We start from the raw sequence: 22898 nt of genomic DNA on the forward strand, positions 1-22898 counted from the left end.
TTTGTGTCTGCTGTATGCGCTATTTATTTAATTTTCGCAACAATAAATTTAAAAAATAAGTTAATAGAATGATATGCGTAAAGGCTATACAAATTGTGATGAGATAGCCTAATCTTCTCATCATCTCCACATGAGATATTTATTTTATTAAAGAGAATAAGTGGAGAGTGCGATGCCAATGTTTATTAAAGAAAAAGATGGAACACAATTGCCTGGTTTGTCATTTTCTAATACGGAAACTCCGGTTTTAAATATGGAAGGTGATTTTAGTCTTAAGTCGGTTCCTATGTCTATGGATGTAAATCCCATATTTGATTCGACGTGTGTCATTATAAAGAAGGACGATGGGATTTCAGGATTATACACAAAGGGTTTGACGGATTGTCAGGCACTTACCATGATCGAAAGAGATGATCATGGGGCGATCACAAAGATTGCGATGCACCATTTTTGGGGTGGATTATCTGAGGACAATATAGAGCAATTTATTTCATATTGCCGAAATAAGGGTTTTAATGATAACCTGGAATTAGTGCATAATCCTGGTATTACATTTAACCCTGAGAATTATTCAGGAAAAAAAATTGTAGATTACTTAAATAAAAGTGGTATTACAAATCAAAATAATATTCAACGAATTTATCATGCCGATCCTTGCGCGGATTGCTGTGTCATGTTTAACGGCCAAATTGGAAATGCAAGTTTTGCCCCCGATATATTAAGTAGTAAATCTGTTGTCCATCAGCTTGACTCATTGGATGTGGCGAAAAGTAATTTTCAAGGATTGATTAATCGTTATGAAAAAGAAAAAGGTCCTGAGAAATCTCAACAACTTGTAGAGTTGAGAAATACAATTTTAGCTGATAAGTTACTTAATAATCCGGCTATGTTCTTGGAAAAAACCAGAAAATTTATTGTAACAGCAGAAAGTTCCCCAGATAATCTAAAACAAAAGTTGTATGAAAAGTACCGTGAAGAGGTACAAAAACAACCCTGTTTATCAACCTTCACTAGAAACGCATGTGTGGCTCTTGCTGCAACTATTATTGGTATTATCCCAGCAGTTATTATTGCCTCTCGCTACAAAAGTGCTGTAAAAGAGGTAAGAGAAGCGCAATTAAAGACTGTAGAGGATTGTCTTAATGTTAGCAGTCCCAGCATGAGGTAATGTTATTATTTAATGTGAATTCGATGTAAAAAATTTATATTGAACTTATTCCCATATAGAAATATTTTTATGTCGAATTCACATTATTTATAATCTCCAACATAACCCCAGGATTCGACCCAAATGATTCGCTTAAATGCGGCTGTTTGTTCCATTTTATTGATAAATGATTCCATATTGTCGCTCTTGACTGCGTAAATGACCATATTGGCACTATTTTTTATGGGTATAATTAAGGTGTTTTTAAACTGCTTTTTAAGCAGCTGAAAAAGAGGATATTGCTCATTTAAATTAGCTAAATTAATCGCAAAAAAACCATTTTCGGTAATTATTTTTTTGCAGGAACTAAAAAATGCTTCATGAGCACATTCGGAAGGGAAATGATCCGCATTGTACAGATCAACAATTAAATGCGAAAAGGTTGTTTTACAATTTTCTACGTAGTCCATAGCATTTTCATGGACGATAGTTAGGTGTTTTAAGTGATCTGTTATAAAAAACTGTTTTGCAATTTCAATAACTTCTTCGCTATTATCTACAGCAACCAAAGGCTTATCGTGTAACATCAATGGAATTCCAGCACCTCCAAGTCCTAAAAGACAGATAGTTCCAGGATAGTTACGCGCCATCAGGGTTAGGGCAGGAAGGTAATATAGAATAGGCTTATGAGGAGAATGTCTGTTTATTACTGTTTGTAATGCATCACTTCCTAAAGTTAACCATCGATAAAATAAATTTTGATATACTTTATAACCAGAAGGAGAGGTATAAATGCATGTCCCCATCTTTGTTTGCCACATTTAGCGTATCTTCTCTAATTGAAAGGGGTAGATGGAACCCAATTTTAGGATTTGTGTTAATTCGTCTAAAGCATAAAAGACCTCATTGACCAGGTCAGGATCAGCTAAATCGTTCGCAGCCAATTCAGTACGATAATGCTTTACTACCCATTTTTCGAGACCATCTAATAATTCATGATTAATTAAAACTCCCTGATGCATGGCTTGAAGTTCTTCCTCATTAATCGGGACGCGTAATCGAAGACAAGCTGGACCTCCACCATTTCTCATACTTTGCTTCAGATCAAGAAAATGAACAGAGTTGATGGGATTATTGCTCTCAGAGAGTATCCTTTCTATACAGGCATGGGCGCGGAGATTAGTTTGGCACTCATAAGGGGCAAGGAGCACCATAGAATTTTGCTCGCCTAAACTAATTATTTGTGAGTTAAATAAATAAGTTTCAACTGCATCACGAATGCTAAGTTCATCCTGAAATATTTCAATAATCGTTAATGGAAAGGTAGCTTTTTCACGTAATTCATTTAATACGGCGTCTTGTTCCGCAAACGCTTGTTCATGGACAAGAAAAACTGATTCATTGGCTACTGAAATGACATCATTGTGAAAAACACCAAGATCAATTGCATCTGGATTTTGGCGAGCAAATACCACTTGCTGTGGCAAGAGTTGATGCTGGCGAGCTATAGCTTCAGAGGCTTCTTTAGTTTGTCGTGCAATATATTTTGTTGGTCCAATATTGTTTACTCCTAAAGCTTTTTTTCCATAAACAAAGAGGTGAGTTCCTGGTGTCCCATAGCTTTGACAGAGGCGACTGTGATTTGCAGCACCTTCATCTCCTGTAATCAATGAACGCGGTAAAATTGGATGATGATTAAAATAGCGAGAGTTAGAGAAAATAATCTCTAGAATTTTTTTTGAAAAATCAGTTTCATGATGGCGGTGTAAATTGCATATAAGATTTGCTACTGTAAAATGAAGCTTATTATCTTGAGTATCTATACTGGGAGAAACAGTAGCTGCATTAGCAGTCCACATGCTCGAAGCGGAATAACATGCACTTAAAAGCTCTGGCGCTGTTTTATACGCTTTATTAATTTGCTCACTTGGAGTGCCGTTAAAACCTAATTGATGAAGTAATTCAAGATTAGGGCGCTGATGAGGTGGCAACAAACCTTGTTTTAATCCCATTTCATGAAGCAAGCGCATTTTTTGTAATCCTTGGAGTGCTGCAGCTTGAGGATTTGACACACTTAGGGCATTAGAAGTAGAGGCGATATTTCCAATTGAAAGACCAGCATAATTGTGCGTAGGACCCACTAATCCGTCCAAGTTTAATTCAAAAGCATTCATTTTAAATACCCCATATTCAATTTTTTCTCTTCACGGGTGAAGTTAAGAGAATCAATAATTTTTTATTCTAATACAATACCAGGTAAAATATGGTCTGGCTTAGTTAAATGAGTTTGCTCCATACTTGCTATGGGGTACGAGCAATAATCAGCTGCAAAATAAGCACTAGGGCGATGATTTCCACTTAAACCAACTCCACCAAACGGAAGACTGCTTGGTGCTCCTGTTGTCGGCCTATTCCAATTAATTAATCCAGCGCGTACTTCTTGATAAAATTGATGATAATGGCGTTCATTATCACCTAATAATCCTGCTGCTAGGCCATAACGTGTTTGATTGGCAATCTCTATTGCCTGTTCAAAATGACTGTAGCGATAGATTTGCACTAACGGTGCAAAAATTTCTTCGTCAGGGGGATTAGGGTAATGAGTCATATCCATAATACCAGGTGAAAGTAAACCAGTATTTTCAGCAAGTAATGACATAGACAATAATGATTTACCTCCTGATTCAATAAGCTTTTGTTGCGTTTTTAGGTATTTTATTGCTTGTTTATGGCCAATTAGGGAACCCATGAAGGGCTCTGGATGTTGATCAAAAGGTCCTATGTTGACGGCACTACATGTTTTAATAAAATAGTTTAAAAACTCATCACCTTGAATTGAATCAGGTATGATGACTCGACGTGCACAAGTACAGCGTTGACCGGAAGTAATCAAAGTAGAGAGTACAGTATGATAAACCGCAGCAGTCAAATCATTGACTTTATCAATCACTAAAGGATTATTTCCTCCCATCTCAAGTGCTAAAATGACTTCAGGCTTATTGCTAAATTGTTGATGTATCCGTAAACCAGTTTGATAACTCCCCGTGAAATAAACTCCCTGAATGTCTTGGGATAACAATGCATTTCCACAAGTTGCATCCCCTTGCAAACAGTTAATTACCCCAGGAGGTAGCCCGCTATCATGCCAGCATTGCATGATAAATTCAGCTACAGCAGGTGTGAGTTCACTTGGTTTATAAAGAATGGTATTGCCCGCAAGCAGAGCAGGAACTATATGTCCATTGCTGAGATGGGCAGGGAAATTAAACGCGCCTAAAACTACTACTACACCATGAGGTTTAAAACGAAGACGAGCGGTTGCTTCGGAAGTTTGGCTTGTTTTTTGTCCCGTTCTTTCATGATAGGCTTGAATTGATAAATTAATTTTTCCTATGACCGCAGAAACTTCAGTTTGAGCCTCCCATATTGGTTTCCCTGTTTCCAAAGCAATTAAGTAAGCTAATTGATCGCGCTTGTTTTCAACTTGCTGCGCAAATTTTTGGGTATGATTTGCTCTTTGCTCAACACTAAGAGTTGACCAGGAGCGTAACGCTTGGTGTGCTGCATGACAAGCTACAGAAATTTCTTGCTCAGTAGCCGCCATTCCTTGCCAAAACAAAGTTCCATAACTTGGATTGATAGAGTCCAAAGTAGTTGCATTACCTCTTATCCATTGTCCATTGATGTATTGACCTTTGCCTTGCATCATTGGTGTTTTAGACATCCTATTCCTCATGATCAAATTGTAAGGGAGCTATGCGTAACTGATTTCCACAGGTTACTTTTAATAATTCAGCAGTTTTTTTACTAATAATACACGTATTATTTTCGTTATTAACCAGAGCACTATTAACTGTTGCTCGAAAATCTAATTGGGTATTAGACAATAAATAATCAGCACTGCTCACTTCATCGCTAATATTCTTAATCGTTACGATGCGACTTAACTCTATAGTTTTTATTTCCGAGATCGGTACTTCAAGAGTAGGGCCGCCATCAAAAATATCAATGTATTTGTTATATCTAAAACCTTCTTTTAACAGGATATTCATGGCTGCTGCAGTAGACGGATGAGGTTGGCCAATGACTGATTGAGCTTCTGGTGAGAGCAATTTAACGTATATAGGATTTCGTGGCATCAAATCCGCTATGAATTGTTTATCTGTTGCTATGGTGAGACGATCTGCTTCAGCATAAGTCATATGGAAAAAGTGCCGCCCTACGTTTTCCCAAAAAGGGGAGATACCATTTTTATCAGAAATGCCGCGCATGTCAGCAATTACGGTAGAGGCAAAGCGCCTAGTATGCTGAGCCATAAATAGAAAACGAGCTTTAGAAAGTAATAACCCGTAATGCTTTTTTCTGTACTGTGGCTCTAAAAATAAAGTACAAATTTCGCTTCTTCCTTGATTATCATTCACTAAACTCAAAACCTCGTAATCACTTCTAATATTTAATGAGCGACTGACACGTGTACGTTTGGAGATTTTATAGGAGTAAAAAGGTGTATCATGTCCTGTACGCGATTCAATACCGGAAACACCAACTATTTCTGCGTTTTCATTTTCCAATACAAATAAATAATATTCATTATCTGGTTCTTGGATCTCTTTTTTGAAAGAGTCAGTAGCCCAACGCAAACGTCTTTTTAAAATTTCTTTTTCTTTAGAAAGTGTAGTGATTCCAACTCCACTATCTTCAGCCAAATGATGAATTGCATCTAAATCATTATCACAAGCGCTTCGAAATAGTATCATTTTGTTAGATCCTCCAAACCACCTTGAGCTAAATCCAGTAAAAGTAGCGCACTCAATGCACTACGTTCTGGTAAGCTGTCTAATAATATGTATTCTTCTTCACTATGAATCTTACCTCCTCTAACTCCAAGTGAGTCTAAAACGGGGATTCCGTGTTTTGCTAGATTGTTGCCATCACAACAGCCACCACTATCTTTCCAATCTAGAGAAATACCTAGTTCTTTTCCTATATGTTGCACGCGATGAAATAAGCGTTCTGTACCCGAATTTATACGTTTTACTGGTCTACCAAAAGCACCGTGGAGACCTAAAGAGTAGTCCGGACGTTTGAGTTGATGAATGATTTTATCTAACTCAGTTCGTACCCAAAATTCATCTTCAGGTAAATTAATGCGGATATCAAATTGGGCCACAGCTTTATCAGGCACAACATTAAGAGCTTGGCCTCCCGCAATTTTACCGATATTAATGGTTACTCCATCGCGTGTGCCATTAAGTGCATTAATGGCACATAACGCTTCGGCTAAATAACAAATTGCATTACGTCCTGCTGAAAAATCACGGCCTGCATGTGCTGATTTTCCTGAGGCAATGAGAGTTAACTTACCGCTTCCTTTGCGATTTTTAGCCAAAGTGCCGTGTTCAGTCATTGCTGGCTCATAAACTAATGCGGTCTGATAGTGTGTCGCTAATTTATCAAAAAATGCACTTGACGCGGGAGATCCAATCTCTTCATCCGCATTGATCACCACATCCCATCCTAGCTTTATTGCACTCTCATCTTGCTCAAAAGCCGATAGGGCATGCAACATAACAATAAGTCCTCCTTTCATGTCGGTTACACCAGGTCCATTAATGCAATTATCATTTATATAAGTTAATTTCTGGAATGAGCTTTCTGGAGAATAAACCGTATCCATATGTCCACTGAGTAATACCCGCCTTTTTAAGTGAGGTCTTTTTCTTATAAATAATGCATCACCGCTAATTTGTACTTGTGTATCACCTGACATGTCAATAACAGGGATGGGGGAAAACTTTTGTATTTGGAGTATGTCTGCGATTGGTTTATATGCAGCATGTAATGCATCCATCATTTGTGCCAATCCCGGTAAATTGGATGTGCTCGAATTGATCTCACAAAACTGATGGAGTTGTTCTACCATTGTTTCTTGGCTATTTGTTATTCTTTCTATGAGCTTTTTATAGGTGCTTTTCATGGCTATAAGATTTAAAACTAAAGAATACACAATAACTTAAATTAATCTGGTTCACAATCTGTTTGGTTCTTTGCAAGAGAGTAACTCGTGATTGTATCCATTGCCTGTCATGGATCTACGATACAAGGGAATTGCGCTAATAAATGGAGTAAGTGCAACGCATTGTCTGTCTTATATCAGGTCTAAACGCCTAGCGTAGAGCCTTAGCGACGGGGCTTTTGCCCCTCTTCAGGTCGAATGGTTCTAAGGAGCGACAGAGGCTTTAGTATTTCAATGAGATATAAAGCGCAACACATAGGTATGGAAACTAATTGTTATTAAACCCTCAATTTTATAGCGATTGAGTTAATTTTCTTCCTCCATTAGGTTCTATATTTTCGCTGATTTCTTGTTCCTTCTGGTCAATTTTAGGCACGCTACTTGGCCATAGGGGTTTAGCCATAAATCCAAAAACACTGAGTAACCCGCCAGTTTTTGCCGGCTCTTGATTTTGAGTTGGAGCTTGTATAATTTGAGGGGTTGGCTCTGGATTGATACTTGAGTCTACACTTTGATCAAGAAGTTCCAGGCGACAAATTAGTCTTTCCTGGAGGTCTAATAATATTTTATATCGCTCATTACTCTCTTTTAATTCAGACTTTACTTCCGAAAGTTCTTTTTCAGCATTACTCATTCGTTCTGTAATTTCATCAAAACTATTTGTTTGCTCTGATAAAAACTTATCAAGCTTTTCTTGAAAGACTTGGCGTTGCTTGGTGTCATTAATTCCTGTATTGGTCAAAAATTTGACGGTTGTCTCTAAAGTCGAGGCGATTTTTTTTGCTTTTTCTACTTCGGTCCCCATAGATTTTCTAACTTCTGATAATTCAGAAGCTTTTTGAGACAGTTGTTCCAAGCTTTTTTCATGCCATCCTTTAACTCTAGCTAGCTCTAATTGATTTGCTTCGAAGAGTTTGCTGTTTTTTTCTAAATCTTGCTTCAATGTTATTGCGATATTTTCAAGATCCGTTTTTTGTTTTCGTAACAACGCTTCAGTCTTTTGAAAGCATTCGACCTGCATACTCAAGGTTTCAACTTCATCATTTAAGTGAGTAATTTCTTTGGCAAGCCTGTCATTTTCAGTTTTAAATCGCTCAACTTCAATCGCTAGTTTTTTGCGAATCGAGTCTAATGCGCCAATAGTTAATTCAAGCACTTCGGCTACACCAAAAATTCCTTCTTTTAATTTTTGCGCAATGCTTTTGCTGTGATAATGATGATCATCAAGAATAATACCACTGGTTGTATAGGCTAGGGCACTTATACCGCTAATCGTTACCAAAAAACCAATGTGTGCAGCAGCCCCTACGAGAAATGTGGGGCCAGATATAGCAACACCACCTAAAATTCTTTGCCATAAGGGGATCTCGCCCCAAAATTTTGCGGCACGGGAAATAAGGCTGGGATTATCTTGCAAACTATCTACAATGGCGCCTAGGCTTTTTTTAACCTGGGTCAAATGTTCTTGCGTTAGAGCAATACTTTGCAAGCTATCTATGTCTGATGTAGGGCTATTTGGATCTAATAATAATTGTTTGGCTGCATCTGAAAAATTCATTTGCTCTAATGTCTTTTCAACAAGGACTCTATTTTTATCAGACGGATTTGATTCCTTTTTTAAATTTTCTTCAAGTTCTAGTTCATTACTAGCCATGCCCACCACTCCCTGTGTTTAATAATCTCCCTGTAGATTCTATTTTTAACCACAAAGAATGAATAAGCAAGTAAAAAATTTGTTTTTTTGGAATTATTTAATACAATACCTGGAGGCTAATTTTCAGCATCTAGGCTGAAGTTATACAATATTAAAGTTATGAGCTTCAATTAAGGAAAACTGGTGCATTTCATCACTTAATTTTGTTCGGTCTGATGCAAAAAAGCCAGTATTTGCTGTAGCCAGTCCATGATCAATCATTTTTTGCGAATATCCTAAAGAAGGAAGGTAAAAAATTGCACCGAGTAATAACTCCATGAGACCACCAAGCACATATAAAGCAGGATGGTTAATCTTGAGCTCATTTGCTAAGTTTTGGTAATTTTTTATTGATTTTTTTGTGGATAAATGCATTAACTCCGAGGTTCGCGAGACTACTTCGAGTAAGAGACGTTTGCCACTAACTTTTTGTTCATTTAACTTAAGGGTTGTGGACAACAATTGCAAGCCCAGTCTTTTGGAGTTTTCACTTTTTTCATCTTCTGGTAGTTGCTTCAATTGTTTCATAGTCTGTTCGAGCCTGATTTTAAGTAGTTCTTCAGCCTGACTATGGGGACAATTCATATCACGCCAGTAAATCAGCCACGATTTTTCAGGATGAGCAAGTAGCTTGACGTAGTTTGCATTAACATACACGTTTAATGCATTCCAAATAATTTTCCTATGAAAGTTCATTCCTCGCCCTTTGATGCTAGCAGCTGCAGCATCTATAGAACGTTCAAACTCTTTTCGAGTTATAGGTGTATTTAATTCAAAAGATCGAATCAAATTATAATAGGATGACGAGAGGGCTCCTCTGTCTATAGCGTCTTTACATGAAAAATTGAAACTATTAGGTTGAATTGTCCCAATAATATAATTTGTTAGTTCGTATTTGATAAAATGCAACCAAATAGCTTGTTTCTGTGCAGTAGATATAAAATGATTTTTTTCCAGGCCTTGAGCTTTAAAACTTTTTTTAAGTAACCGTGTTAGGATGAGCTCTTCATTTTTAACGGTACCAAACAATTTTTTTCGTGCTTCACGACTTATTTTAAAATCGGAAATACCGCTTTTATGGTGCTTTCCTTTTGCTACATCAAGAAACTCATTAAAAACAGAAAGAATGGGTAGCCGATCATTATTTATCTTATAATGGTTTGAGTCCATTAAACCTTCATGGGCAGGGAGAGTAATCACCAAAACTTTATAACTTGGATTTTTTTCAAGTTTATGAAGTTCAAGAGTAAACTGTCTTTCTTTAGAGCCTGCTATATTCAGATCGCTTCGATCTAGCCCAAGATTATTAAAATAGATATGGCATATTGGTTGCGCCGAACTGCTTTTTTCAGCATTGATCTGTAACCAACGTTTAAAAAGAGGACTAACTCTAGTTTTGCCATTATGACGTTGAGCTTGGGTGCTAAAACGATACTCGATGGGATCTAAACCATTTTTATAAGAGTAATTTTTAATTGTCGGTAGATTCGTTTCATACTGAGGTTTAAAATCTTTCGAAAATAAGGAGTACAAACGGCTAAAGACGCTACCAACATTATTTGGTGTTCGCTGATTAATCGGATTATATGTATCTTTTATTTTTTGTTTAATTTTATTCGCTGTGGGTTTTTGAGGACGAGTTTTTGCACCTATGTCATTTATCCATTCAGAAGGTTTTTCAAGAATATGATTGTCATTATGATAGACGGCTTGAACTAAATCATCCAGAATTTTTATCTTGTTAATTGAGTTATTGCTGATGAACTCTTCTAATGAAGCGATACATGAGGAATATAAATCACCGTAAGGATAGTTGTCATTATATTCTTGCATCATTAGTGATTGTACTTTGGTAAAAACAGGCAATAGAGTATTAATTTTTTTATTTAAGAGTGGTTTTAATTGAAGAAAATAGGCGTAACAGTTACGATTATGGATGGCATCACTAGTGAAGGTGCTTCGTGGTTTTGCTGTAGTACTCATGACTTCCATAAAGAGTGTTTAACCAATCATCATTGTAATTAAAAAGGGGGCATTATGGAAGTGATTTTTGATTCCTCGCTACTGGATAATAAAGTGAAAAATCAATTTTTTTTACATCATTGTCATTCTGAATGGAAGGGGATTCTAAATAATGCTTTAGAAAGCATGGATCAAGACTATTTACACCAGCTTATGACTACCGAAAATTGGTTGCCAGGAAAAGAGCGATTATTAACAGCATTCAGTTTACCGCTTACAAAAACTCAATATATCTTACTTGGTGAGTCGCCTTATCCACGTAAGGAATCGGCGAATGGATATGCATTTTGGGATAATTCGGTAGGTAGTTTATGGAGTTTAAATGGTCTGAGTAAAACGGTTAATAGAGCAACTTCTTTACGTAATATAATCAAAATGTTATTAAAAGCTCGTGGCGATCTCAAAGAGGATACTTCACAAGCACGTATTGCTCTTATTAACAAAGATTCATTGGTGCAAACAGCAAATGAATTGTTTGAAAAAATGCTGCAAAAAGGTATTTTATTACTCAACGCCTGCTTAGTTTATAGTGAAGGGAAGGTTCCATACCATGCACGTAAATGGATGCCTTTTATACAAAGTGTTTTTACTCAGCTAGCCCTAATTAAACCGGATATCCAATTGATTTTGTTAGGTAAAATTGCAAAAACTGCCGCTCTTGATAAATTACCTGTAGGTCTTATTGCTGAACACCCCTATAATGTCAGTTTCATTACGAATCCTCAAGTGATTCATTTTTTTAAATCTTTGGACTTATTACACCATGAGTAATACGGAAACAACTGTGAATCCCGAAGAAATTAATAAGTTTGCCCAACATGCTAAGTTATGGTGGGATACTGAAGGCCCTTTGAGAACATTACACGATATTAATGGAATACGTCTTGATTTTATACAGCAACATATTCCATTATTGGATTTAAATGTTTTAGATGTAGGGTGTGGTGGTGGTATTCTTTGCGAAACTATGGCGAATTCAGGAGCGAAAGTTACTGGTATAGATGCTGAAATTGATACAATACTGGTTGCGCAAGAGCATGCAAAAACAAACCATCTAAACATTGATTATTTTTGTACTTCTGTTGAAGCATATAACGATCAGCGCTTTGATGTAATAACTTGTATGGAAATGCTGGAGCATGTACAGAATCCTGAGCTGGTTTTGCAACATTGCAGACGGCTGCTTAAACCAAAGGGTTTTTTATTTCTATCCACGATTAGTAGAACAGTCAAAGCTTATGTTAGTGCAATTATCGCTGCGGAATATTTATTAAATTTATTACCCAAACAGACACATGATTATGGAAAGTTTATAAAACCCAGCGAATTACTTGCAATAGCTCGTTCGTTTGGATTTAAATTAATTGATATGAAAGGAATGGATTATAACCCTTTTTTAAGAAAAGCTTCCCTGGGAACTGATTTGAAAGTGAATTATTTATTAGCGTTACAAGGATGAGGCCTCGTGCAAATTCCGCAATAATTTGGTTATCAATAATAACGTAAGATCATTGAGAGGCTTTGAACAACAAAAGGGGAGGAAGAGCCTTTAACGATATTTCCTGGAATGACTTGCAGTGATAAATCAATATTAAGTGATAGCTCTGGGATATTAAACGATTGAATGACTTGCCAACAAGGAGTTAATTCACAATTATCGCTTTTTATTATTTGGGGCGTGGTTAATATCTTTGGATGTAAAGTTAGCATTTTTTCATTTATTTCAACGCGTTTATCAAGTAAAAATTGATGCATTGGGCCCCATGCATAGGGAAGATAGTTTTTCTGTACAGTGCTGATCTCCTCGGGAGTGTCTTTATAACTTGCAGAAAGTGTTTCTATTAGTAAATTTTGTGTCCAATTTCCAATGGTTGATTGATCAGTAGCATAAGCATAAGAGAAAGTCCAAATGAGAAAAATAGCCAGTTTGATACACATGATTCATCCCTTTGCTTCATTATCCATTTGTAATAATTTTAGATTAAAAATCAGGTTTGTTGACAATGTTTTTCACTGTGGGATCTAAAAAGACATCCTGTAAAAGTCTTTCAATAAATACCTGCATCTTAAATTGTCTCAGCATCTATCCCGGTTATCAATAGCGGTGTTTATTTCATGTAAACACCGCAGCTCAAAATAGAATGAGTATACAAGGGGCTGTCGACATTTGCTCCCCGAGCGTGACATTGCACTGCCCTGAAGTTAATGAAAATACGCGTCAGATTGTAGGTTGGGTCTCGACCCAACCTACTTTCTTCCTTAACTTTATAGCAGTACGGCGTCGGGGTAGTAAATGCCAACCCCCCTGGGTACAAAAGTATATTTATTCTTTTTTTCTAAGTTTTTCTTTTTGCTATATCGTTCTTGATAGCGCTGATAGGCGTATTTAGCTTGCTCCTGGGTAACCACGTCAACTTCATTACCGTAGATGTCAATTCGTGCAGCATTTTCTTTTTGACAATTTAAATAAGCAGGGGAGGCGCTGTAATAGCTTAACGCATCACGAAGTGATTTTTTACTAAAAGGAGGAGAGTCCAACCGCTCATAGAAATCAATGATATCATCAAATATACCAATCTTTAGGGGTTTTATTTGGCTGCCTTTTTTAAAAAAGGCATTGGGAAAATGTTCAATAAGCCAGTCAATAATTTGGAGCTTGTCTTTTTTTACTGTTGTTAACGATTGTTTATCCATCATTTTTCTCTAAAGCAAAATCGAGATGCTGAATAAACTAGCATATCTTTCGAGAGAATCAAGCATTAGACATGTATATCGTTGATTATTTCTTTTTGAAATTGATTGGTATGTTATTTTTTACAGAATTAACAGGAAGTTTTTTGCTTGATTTCTTGTAAGAAATTTCTCAATTTCATTAAAGACAATTGCCGTTATTTTAAGTCGAACTTCATAAATATTAAACTAACTGATTGTTTTAAAAATTTTTTTTAAAATTTAATCTTTTGGTTTCAAGTTACTCATTAAGGCGTTTCTAGTTTTAACAGCCTTGCGCTTCCTATTTTCTGTTGCTACATTTAAGACATGACTTATACGGATGTAAGTCAGACAAAAGGAATTGCAATCATATGGATGTGATTTTGTCAGGATGACAATAAGAACTTATAGTTCTTATACGGATGACTGCGGAAGCCAGGGTGGGAACCCTGGCTTTATTTATCCTACCAAGTAGCCAGAACGCGATAAAAACTTTCTATCAGGAAAATAAGCAAAAATTACAGAACCATTTTTGATGGTATTAATTACTGGTTTTGCTAGCGTTTGTGCGACTGCTGGACAGCCCCAAGATAATCCTGCGCGCCCAGCTTTTTTTATAAAGTCTGGCTCCACATACCACGCACCATGTATCACTACGCGTCGACTTAATGCATTATCGTTGATGCCTTTCTCTAAACCTTGTAAGTTTAAGGAGTAACCTTTACTACCAATATAGGTATCTTTTGTAATGTAAGTTCCTAAACTGGATTGTTTGCTGGAAGGGACATTAGAAAAGTGATTTGCTCTATTTACACCAGAATTTCTACCGTGTGCAACATAAGTATTGTAAAGAAGGCGTTCTCTACGAAGATCAAAGATCCACATACGTTGCTTATTTGAGGGTAATGAGTAGTCAATTACAGTCAATACAGGCTTTTTAACACTACCTTTTTTGCTCGCATTTTTATAAGCAGTTAAAGCAAGTTTTAATACTTTTTTGTTTAACTGTGGTGCCTTATGGCTTAAGTGTTCTACTTTAGTATTAATATCAGTTTCAGACTGAGCAAACGAAGCAGTGCTCGTTGTAATATTACTGGTCAAAATCAAAGTTGAGACTAGAGTCAATAAAGTATTCATACTTCTCCTTTGTTTTTCTTATTCACCGTTACTGTTCTTCAAAAAAATGGTGATTATATTAACAAATCATGTAATTGTAAAATTAGAAGGGCCTTAATTGTTCATCAGGGTGAAATATTACTCAATTCATAGGTTTAATTCGGTGTTGCAAGCCGAGTCTGACTTAAAACTAGTCTAAAAGTAAAAATTTAAACCTGTTTGTGTGTATAAAAAATTAACAAACATGTATTAATTTGTACTTTTAGATTATAAATAAATCTTAATTTGTGCTGAAAATGAGTTGCTTTATCTTCATTTCATGCTGAAAAAGGTAATTTTTACAGCAAAAATAGTTTAAGTGCATTCCATTTTATAGGGTACTAAACTATACTTCATTCTTCCTTTTAAAACTATCCTAACCCCTGATTCTACCTATCTCATCTAAGTTTTAGAGAGAAAGAGTCAAAAGAATAGTTCTAAGTTTGATTTCGGAGAATACTATGCTGGAAAAGCAAATCATGCAGTTACCCGAAGGAATACGAGCTGCCATTAGTCAGGCCTATCGTGTTGACGAGTTATCATTGATAACAGAGCTTTGTGAAAAAGCGACACTAGGTGAACAGCAATTGATTGCTATTAGAAACAGTGCAACTAAATTAGTTGAGTTAGTACGAACTGAGCGTAAAAAAAGTACTGGTATTGATTCATTTTTGACACAATATGCTTTATCAAGTGAAGAGGGCATTGCACTGATGTGTCTTGCTGAAGCATTACTTCGCGTGCCTGACAGCGCCACAATTGATAATTTGATTAAAGATAAATTATCTGGCGGTGACTGGAAATCTCACATTGGTCAGAGTGATTCATTTTTTGTAAATGCAACAACCTGGGCATTAATGTTAACTGGAAAGATCCTTACTCCTGAAAAAGCACAAACTACGTTAACAAAATCATTAATGAAACTTATTAATCGCAGTAGTGAGGCTGTAGTTAGAAAGGCAGTAGATAAAGCAATGCGCATTATGAGCAAACAATTTGTGATGGGGCGAACCATCAATGAAGCGCTCATGCGTGCCAAAAAGAAAGAGGCTCAAGGTTATCGTTATTCTTACGATATGCTAGGTGAAGCAGCACTTACTTCTGTGGATGCGATGCGTTACTTCGAAGCCTATAAACGAGCAATAGAGGCTATAGGTAAACAGGTCGCAAAAGACTCCGATGTATATAAACGCCCAGGAATTTCTATCAAACTTTCCGCATTACATCCACGTTATAATGAAAGTCAACACGATCGCGTTATGGCTGAATTGACACCTAAACTGTTAGCATTGGCTTGTTTAGCAAAGGAATACGGAATTGCTTTAACGGTTGATGCTGAAGAATCTGAGCGTTTAGAGCTATCTCTTGATGTAATCGAACGTGTCTTTGATGATGAAAGTTTAGACGGATGGAATGGCTTCGGCTTAGCAGTTCAATCCTATCAAAAAAGAGCCTTTTATGTATTAGATTGGATTGCTGCACTCGCAAGACGAAAGAAGCGACGTATAATGGTGCGTTTAATTAAAGGTGCATATTGGGATAGTGAAATTAAGAAAACGCAAATGCAAGGATTGGCAGAGTACCCTGTGTTTACACGAAAAGTTTTTACAGATGTTTCCTTTCAGGCCTGTGCAAAGAAAATTTTAACTATGACTGATGCAATTTACCCACAGTTTGCCACTCATAATGCTTATTCTGTTGCTATGATCTTGAACATCACAGGAGATTATCGAGATTTTGAGTTTCAATGCCTCCATGGGATGGGGAATGAGTTATATCAGCAAATCGTACCCGCGGAGCGTTATGGTATCCCATGCCGTATTTATGCACCTGTAGGAAGTCATGAAGACTTACTACCTTATTTAGTAAGGAGGCTATTAGAGAATGGTGCTAATTCTTCGTTTGTCAATCGTATTGTTGATGATAAAGCGCCTATAAATTCTTTAGTTGAAGATCCTGTTGAAAAAGCTCAGTCTTTATTGCATAAAATGAATAAAAACATTCCTTTGCCAGAAGATATATTTCAACCCTCTAGAAAAAATTCTAAAGGTTTTGATTTTTCTGATCGTATTGAACGTACTTTGTTACAGCAAAAAATGGCAAAAATTAAATTGCAACAATGGGCTTCAGGGCCTATTGTGGCAGGGAGTGTCCTCTCTAAAGGTGAAAAGCAACAAATAGAGTCACCACAGCAAATTGAAAATATCATTGGAACGGTTCAAAATGCAACGCTTGAAGATGTAGAGTACGCCTTATCACAAGCGACAAAGGCTTTTTCTATATGGTCAAGTACCTCTGTTCGAGAAAGAGCCGCATGCCTCAATCGTTTTGCTGATTTATTGCAAGAAAATGATACAGAGCTTATGGCTTTAGCGTGTCTTGAGGCAGGTAAAACAATGAATGACTGCATCGCTGAGGTGCGGGAAGCGATTGATTTTTGTCGTTATTATGCAGCGCAGTCACAGCAAATATTGACCCATTCTGTACGCTTATCAGGCTATACCGGTGAGTTAAATGAGTTAAGTCTTCATCCACGCGGAACCGTATTATGCATTAGCCCATGGAATTTTCCCTTAGCTATTTTTACAGGCCAAGTTGTTGCCGCGCTGGCTACTGGAAATTGCGTTATAGCTAAACCTGCAGAACAAACTCCTTTAATTGCTGCATATACTGTTAAATTGCTGCTTCAAGCAGGAGTTCCGGAAGGCGTAGTACAATTGCTTCCTGGGCCTGGCGAGACGATTGGTGCTGCATTAGTGGCGGATAAAAGAATAAAAGCGGTTCTCTTTACTGGATCAACGGACACAGCACATCTTATCAATCGTTCTTTGGCGACACGCGGTGGGGAAATTATTCCCTTAATTGCTGAAACCGGGGGACAAAATGCGATGATTGTTGACTCTTCTGCCCTGTTGGAACAAGTAGTTGTTGATGCGGTAAACTCTGCGTTTGGAAGCGCAGGCCAAAGATGTTCGGCGCTACGTGTGTTATTTGTACAAGAGGAAGTTTATCCAAGAACAATAGCACTTTTAAAAGGTGCCATGGCTGAATTAGTAGTGGGTGATCCTCGTTGGTTAGTTACTGATGTGGGACCCGTTATTGATAAAACCGCTTTATCTACATTAAGCGATCATGTAGATAATATGAAAAAACGTTTTGAAATTATTTATCAATGTCCATTAGATGAATCACTTGAATCAGGCTATTTTATGCCACCGACTGCTATTGCAATAGACCATATAAGTGCATTGGAGAAGGAGGTATTTGGCCCTGTGTTGCATGTCATTCAATTCAAGAGAAAAGATTTAGATCTCATTATTGAACAAATCAATGCCACCGGCTATGGTTTAACTTTAGGAATTCATAGCCGAATTAATGAAACTGTTGAATATATCAGGCAAAGAGTCCATGCAGGTAATTGTTATGTGAACCGCAATATGATAGGTGCTGTTGTAGGCTTACAACCTTTTGGAGGAGAGGGACTATCAGGGACAGGACCCAAAGCAGGGGGACCTAATTATTTAATTAGGCTTTGTCATGAACGAACTTATACCGTAGATACTACCGCTGCGGGTGGTAATGCAAGCTTAATGTCTTTGCCGGATTAATAAGTTTCAGGTTGGGCCTTGGCCCAGCCATGAGTAAAATTTGAATTTTAGTAATTAGGCTAAGGCCTCTATGGTTATACTTTTCTCTATATAGTCACAATAACTGGAAGTTACAAACGCTTAGTGGAGTGATTTTGATGAAACGATGCTACATAATTTTACTTCTATGTCTTTGTTTTTTCAATACTACTCTGCTTGCGTCAACAATGAAACTGTCTAATGCTGATCAATTTATTTCCTACACCGAAGTTGGCCAAGGCAAACCTCTTCTACTCATTCATGCATTTCCAACTGATCAACGCTTATGGCAACCCCAACTGGAAGGGCTAAAAAAACATTTTCATGTTATTACTTTAGATTTATGGGGCTTTGGCCAATCATCAGGAGGGGATGGACGGGCAATTTCAATGAGTGAATATGCGGATGAAGTAAAACAATTGCTGGATTACTTAAACATTGATAAAGCAATTATTGCAGGCGAATCAATGGGTGGCTATATTGCTCTTGCATTTCTGCAAAAATATACAAATAAAACAGCAGGATTAGTGCTTTCCAATACTCAAACTCTAGCTGATAGCGAAGAAATGAAAGCTACGCGAGAAGCTACGGCTCTTGATGTATTAGAAAACGGGATAGATAGTCTAATAAAAGGATTTATGGCAAAGTCTCTTTCTCCAAATGCTTCGGAGGAAATTAAAGCTTATCTTTATCATATTTTAACTCAGCAAAAACCAACTGCTCTTGCTTCTGCATTGCGAGGTATGGCGTTACGTGAAACGACTTCGCACGTGTTGGCGACAACTACAGTACCTGTGCTTATTATAACAGGTGAATTTGATAAGATCATTTCTCCACAACAAAGTGTCGCGATGCATGCTCTTTCTAAAAATAGCCAACTTGTCATTTTAGCTGATGCAGGGCATTTATCTAGCTTTGAACAACCCAATTTGTGGAATCAATCTGTGATTGATATGTTTGCCTATTAGAATGAGTTTTTCTTCTCCAGAGATTTAAAAAAGCAGAAACAGAGTTTTGTTAGAGAGGCTATGCAACGGTGGCCTCTCTAGATAACATGTACTTTTTCTACATAGGTTGAACGATACATTCTTTGTTCTATATTATTGATTGCTGTTATTACTACTTAATTTATCCTTCCATAGATAAATTAGATTTAGATCGTAACGCCTCCTTTGCTTCTTCTACTATTTTATTGAATTCTTTGATTGAACTGGTTTCTAAATTAAGCACTCTTGTTCTTACACTTTGCCCAGTTCTTAGTATGTTATACTCGTTTGACTCTTTAAATCCACGGACTATCATATTTAGGGTATCTTCATTTGGTGCGCCTAAAAGTTTATCTTTAATATCGGCTAATATATTTGCTTTCAGTGTATCTCCTCTAAACACTCCATTAAATTTTTCAGAGTCCACAGGAAACGCATGAAATCTATTTCTATGGGTGTAGCCTAATTGGGAGTGATTTTGGATGCTACTTTCAATCCTTTGAGGTAGGTCTTGATGTAAATCAGGTATAGAACTACTTAATTTTTCATACTGAGTTGCCCATTCATTTTTATTTTCATTGTATTTTTTTGCAAATTGATCTGCATCGTATAAACAATTAAAAGTAAGTCCCTTTTTATTCATTTCACTTATACCATCAAGTCCATTTGATTTTGCTGTTGCAGCTAAATCAAGAGCAAGATCTCTTTTCCAGGGCATGGTTTGATAAAAAAAAGGTACTCCTATCGAAATTGTTTCGCTAAGGGATTGATCTCCTGTCGCGCAAACAGGATTTTTTTGTCGCTTACACGCCTGCATCATTGTAATCATAGTATCTTTTCTAAGTGGAAATGGATTGTTTAAATTAATTGTTACCACGTTATCATTCATTCCATCTTTACCGGGAATATTATGTGTTTCCCCTTTGTATTTGATTTTAAAATGACACTCATACGGATTGTTTTGTTTTAACTCGTTAATATAAGAGTCAAAAATGTCAGACGTAATTCGAGTAAAAACCTCTGCTGGTTTTTGATTCTCTGAATTGACTATTGTACTGGTGACAAAATACAAATAACTTAGTAATTCTTTTTTGAATGTGTCTGGATTTACTCTAGGTCCAGATTCATGATTATTCAGATAAGCAAAAAATATTTGGTTTTCCTCTTCCATTTGGATTAATGGCTTTCCAATTTTTTGCTCGTCTTCAACATGTATTGTTTGGCTTTCTTCAAAGTTACCTAAAAACATACCACTAGCTTCTGGTCCAGGCCCAGTTGGAATCGAATTAGAACCAAAATATTTATAGCTATACTCGGGTATAACAATAAAAGGTATATTATTGATAGCTGCTAATCGTTTAGAGGCAGCACAATCTTTTTCAACTATCATTGGACCATAAACAATACCTTTAGGCTGAATCTTGGCAATTTCTTCTCTTAATTGCCAAGATTGAGCGATTGCTTCAGATCTTTTGCTTTCGCTATGAATAATGCGTACATTTTCTTCACCAATCTTATTTTTTAAAGCCTGGACGAGACTTTTATCCTTTAATGACTCGTCTCCCATATCATTAAGTAGAATGACAAATGATTGATCATTATTATTCCGTTGATAAGTATCAATCATTTTATCTATAAATGATAAGTCCCCCATTGTTCCTGGTTCGATTACAGCCAGGATCATAATCGGTTTGTTAGATATATTAGGCATAACACACTCCTCAAAAGAAATACTTTTGTATTAAATTTAATCAGTGCAGGGTTATGAGGAAATTAAAGTGACTCATCAGAATGTGTTGGGGGTATTCTGATTTTGTAATTTTGAAATATGATTCAATGCAATTAACATGCGTTGCATCGCTAGGTTACTTGAGTAATAATTTAAAATTTGTACAACAACTCATCATCAGGAGATCGATATTTTTACTAGCTACTTGTTGAACACGATATGAATGGTCGTTATAAGGTGAGGGCTACTTTCTTTAGGCATGAATTAAGAAAATTACGGCTATTGGGTTTCTCAAGAGGGCTAGTCTATTAAACCCAGGCAACTTCCCTGGGTTATTATAGATTAAAATAATTAAGCATGAATTTTTAATCATCAATGCTTTTTAGCCAAAAACCATGGAATTAATACAAATAGAATTAATCCACCAATGAGGAATGATTCAAAAACCATTACATTGCCTACTGGAATTTGCGTGGGTGGTACAAAACCAATCAAAATAGCCACGAGACAACATAAAATACCTATTCCAGATACAAGCCACATGACTTTGTTTCCTCCTGGAATAGTATAGGTTCGATGTTGATGTGGTTTGCTATATCTTAGTTTAATAGCTGCTGCAAACATGAAGACATACACTAATAATGCCATTTGAGCACATAAATCGCTGAGCATCCAATAGGCTGCATTGATAGAGTCTAACAAAATAAAAGCAGTACTTAAAATAGTAAAAATAATGGCTTGCGCTAAGAGGATGTTTGTCGGAACGCCGTATTTGTTAGTTTTTGCAAACTTGGCGGGTAAGGAACCATCACGTGCAGAGACCATTAATCCTTTAGTTGGTCCAATAATCCATGCTGATACACCACTAAGTCCACCTAAAATAATTAACACAGCAATCACAGAAGTCATCCAGGGCATATGATACGCATTAAAAAATACTGCATAAGCATCAATAAGTCCGGATACGACACTTAAATTTGCATTAGGAACTACCATAACAATAGCTAGGGAACCTAAAGAGAGAGTAGAAATAACCAATATTGTTGAATAAAACAATGCTTTTGGATAATCGTGTTGAGGGTTTTTAACTTCTTCTGCGTGTACAGCAGACATTTCCATACCGAGTAAACCAAATAAGACAACAGCAAAAAGTGATAAATTACCCAATGATTCAAAGTTCGGTAATAAATTAGAAGAATAGCCTACGGCTATGGGCTTCCCCTCCATTCCCCAAAATACAGCAAGAACAATAATGAACAGCATCGGAAATATGGTACCAACGGTTGCTCCAACAGTACTCATGATGCTAGATATTTTCATCCCGAAACAATTGAGGATGGTGAATAACCAAAATAATACGAGCACGGTGCTTAATAAATAAAATTTATTATTTCCTAATTCAGGAGCGAATAAATAAGATAATGTAGCTGCTATAAATGCGAGTATAGTAGGATACCAAACTACATTATATATCCATTGCAGCCAAATAGTGATAAACGCAGCTCGTTTGCCAAACGCTTCACGAACCCACACATAGATTCCACCAGTATTAGGAAATGCTGTTGCTAATTCAGCTGCTACAAGAGATACGGGAATAAAAAAAGCGAATGCGGCAACAACGTAATAAGAGATTAAGGATAGCCCTAATTTAGCACTGATGGGTAGGGTGCGTAGACTATCAACAGCGATTACGTTAATCATTACCAAAGAGAAGACGCTTAAAACCTTTTTGGGGTGATTCATGATTAATCCTTAATAATTGCGGTTTAGGTTAAACCGCCAATAACTTGGATGTAGAGTTACTATCGGTTG

Annotated in this window: 17 protein-coding genes; 5 read left to right on the forward strand and 12 right to left on the reverse strand. The window is 36.7% G+C overall.

The genetic code is table 11. The features are described 5' to 3' along the window. Positions 1-172 precede the first annotated feature (172 nt). Complete coding sequence (locus tag EL220_RS08385) at positions 173-1168, forward strand: hypothetical protein (RefSeq protein WP_027269983.1); 996 nt, start codon at positions 173-175, stop codon at positions 1166-1168. Positions 1169-1251: 83 nt separating this feature from the next. Here EL220_RS08385 and EL220_RS08390 read toward each other — a convergent pair whose 3' ends face one another. The 7 genes from EL220_RS08390 to EL220_RS08420 all read right to left on the reverse strand — a co-directional run bounded on the left by EL220_RS08390 (position 1252) and on the right by EL220_RS08420 (position 10839). Continuing rightward, the gene (locus EL220_RS08390; protein ID WP_027269984.1) at positions 1252-1968 is read right to left on the reverse strand and encodes a spermidine synthase; all 717 of its coding nucleotides are present in this window, start codon (positions 1966-1968) and stop codon (positions 1252-1254) included. Further along, positions 1969-3321 (reverse strand): N-succinylarginine dihydrolase, encoded by a 1353-nt coding sequence (astB, locus tag EL220_RS08395; RefSeq protein ID WP_027269985.1) that lies wholly within the window; start codon positions 3319-3321, stop codon positions 1969-1971. Positions 3322-3383: 62 nt separating this feature from the next. Next, positions 3384-4871 (reverse strand): succinylglutamate-semialdehyde dehydrogenase, encoded by a 1488-nt coding sequence (astD, locus tag EL220_RS08400; protein ID WP_027269986.1) that lies wholly within the window; start codon positions 4869-4871, stop codon positions 3384-3386. 1 nt (position 4872) lies between these two features. After that, entirely contained in the window at positions 4873-5904 is a 1032-nt protein-coding gene (locus tag EL220_RS08405; protein ID WP_027269987.1) for an arginine N-succinyltransferase, read from the reverse strand. After that, positions 5901-7124: a hydrolase gene (locus EL220_RS08410; RefSeq protein WP_027269988.1), complete on the reverse strand. Its 1224-nt coding sequence runs from the start codon at positions 7122-7124 to the stop codon at positions 5901-5903. The genes EL220_RS08405 and EL220_RS08410 overlap by 4 nt, the downstream gene beginning before the upstream one ends. 331 nt (positions 7125-7455) lie before the next feature. Continuing rightward, a complete protein-coding gene (locus EL220_RS08415; protein ID WP_027269989.1) occupies positions 7456-8817 on the reverse strand; it encodes a LegC2/C7 family Dot/Icm T4SS effector in 1362 nt (453 codons plus the stop codon). Between the two features lie 141 nt (positions 8818-8958). Then, the gene (locus tag EL220_RS08420) at positions 8959-10839 is read right to left on the reverse strand and encodes a hypothetical protein (RefSeq protein ID WP_081779037.1); all 1881 of its coding nucleotides are present in this window, start codon (positions 10837-10839) and stop codon (positions 8959-8961) included. 54 nt (positions 10840-10893) lie between these two features. On the opposite strand from EL220_RS08420, the gene EL220_RS08425 reads away from it, so the two are divergent. Then, positions 10894-11649: a uracil-DNA glycosylase family protein gene (locus EL220_RS08425; RefSeq protein WP_035905676.1), complete on the forward strand. Its 756-nt coding sequence runs from the start codon at positions 10894-10896 to the stop codon at positions 11647-11649. Further along, positions 11642-12337 carry a bifunctional 2-polyprenyl-6-hydroxyphenol methylase/3-demethylubiquinol 3-O-methyltransferase UbiG gene (gene ubiG / locus EL220_RS08430; RefSeq protein ID WP_027269992.1) on the forward strand — a complete coding sequence of 232 codons (696 nt, stop codon included), beginning with the start codon at positions 11642-11644 and terminating at the stop codon, positions 12335-12337. Before EL220_RS08425 ends, ubiG begins: the two co-directional genes overlap by 8 nt. 32 nt (positions 12338-12369) lie before the next feature. Here ubiG and EL220_RS08435 read toward each other — a convergent pair whose 3' ends face one another. The 3 genes from EL220_RS08435 to EL220_RS08445 form a co-directional block, all read right to left on the reverse strand. Beyond that, a complete protein-coding gene (locus EL220_RS08435; RefSeq protein WP_027269993.1) occupies positions 12370-12816 on the reverse strand; it encodes a hypothetical protein in 447 nt (148 codons plus the stop codon). Positions 12817-13143: 327 nt separating this feature from the next. Further along, entirely contained in the window at positions 13144-13572 is a 429-nt protein-coding gene (locus EL220_RS08440; protein WP_128130979.1) for a ProQ/FINO family protein, read from the reverse strand. Positions 13573-14049: 477 nt separating this feature from the next. After that, entirely contained in the window at positions 14050-14727 is a 678-nt protein-coding gene (locus EL220_RS08445; protein ID WP_027269995.1) for a murein L,D-transpeptidase catalytic domain family protein, read from the reverse strand. 479 nt (positions 14728-15206) lie between these two features. Between EL220_RS08445 and putA the strand changes: the two genes are divergently transcribed. Further along, positions 15207-18353, forward strand: a complete 3147-nt coding sequence (gene putA, locus EL220_RS08450) for a bifunctional proline dehydrogenase/L-glutamate gamma-semialdehyde dehydrogenase PutA (protein ID WP_027269996.1) — start codon at positions 15207-15209, stop codon at positions 18351-18353. 137 nt (positions 18354-18490) lie between these two features. Further along, positions 18491-19339: an alpha/beta fold hydrolase gene (locus EL220_RS08455; RefSeq protein ID WP_027269997.1), complete on the forward strand. Its 849-nt coding sequence runs from the start codon at positions 18491-18493 to the stop codon at positions 19337-19339. Between the two features lie 160 nt (positions 19340-19499). Here EL220_RS08455 and EL220_RS08460 read toward each other — a convergent pair whose 3' ends face one another. Continuing rightward, on the reverse strand, positions 19500-21068 hold the full coding sequence (locus tag EL220_RS08460; RefSeq protein ID WP_027269998.1) for a hypothetical protein: 1569 nt from the start codon (positions 21066-21068) through the stop codon (positions 19500-19502). Positions 21069-21458: 390 nt separating this feature from the next. Then, complete coding sequence (locus EL220_RS08465) at positions 21459-22829, reverse strand: APC family permease (RefSeq protein ID WP_027269999.1); 1371 nt, start codon at positions 22827-22829, stop codon at positions 21459-21461. Positions 22830-22898: the final 69 nt, after the last annotated feature.

Source organism: Legionella sainthelensi, assembly GCF_900637685.1.
In the GTDB taxonomy this organism is placed as follows: Bacteria; Pseudomonadota; Gammaproteobacteria; order Legionellales; family Legionellaceae; genus Legionella; species Legionella sainthelensi.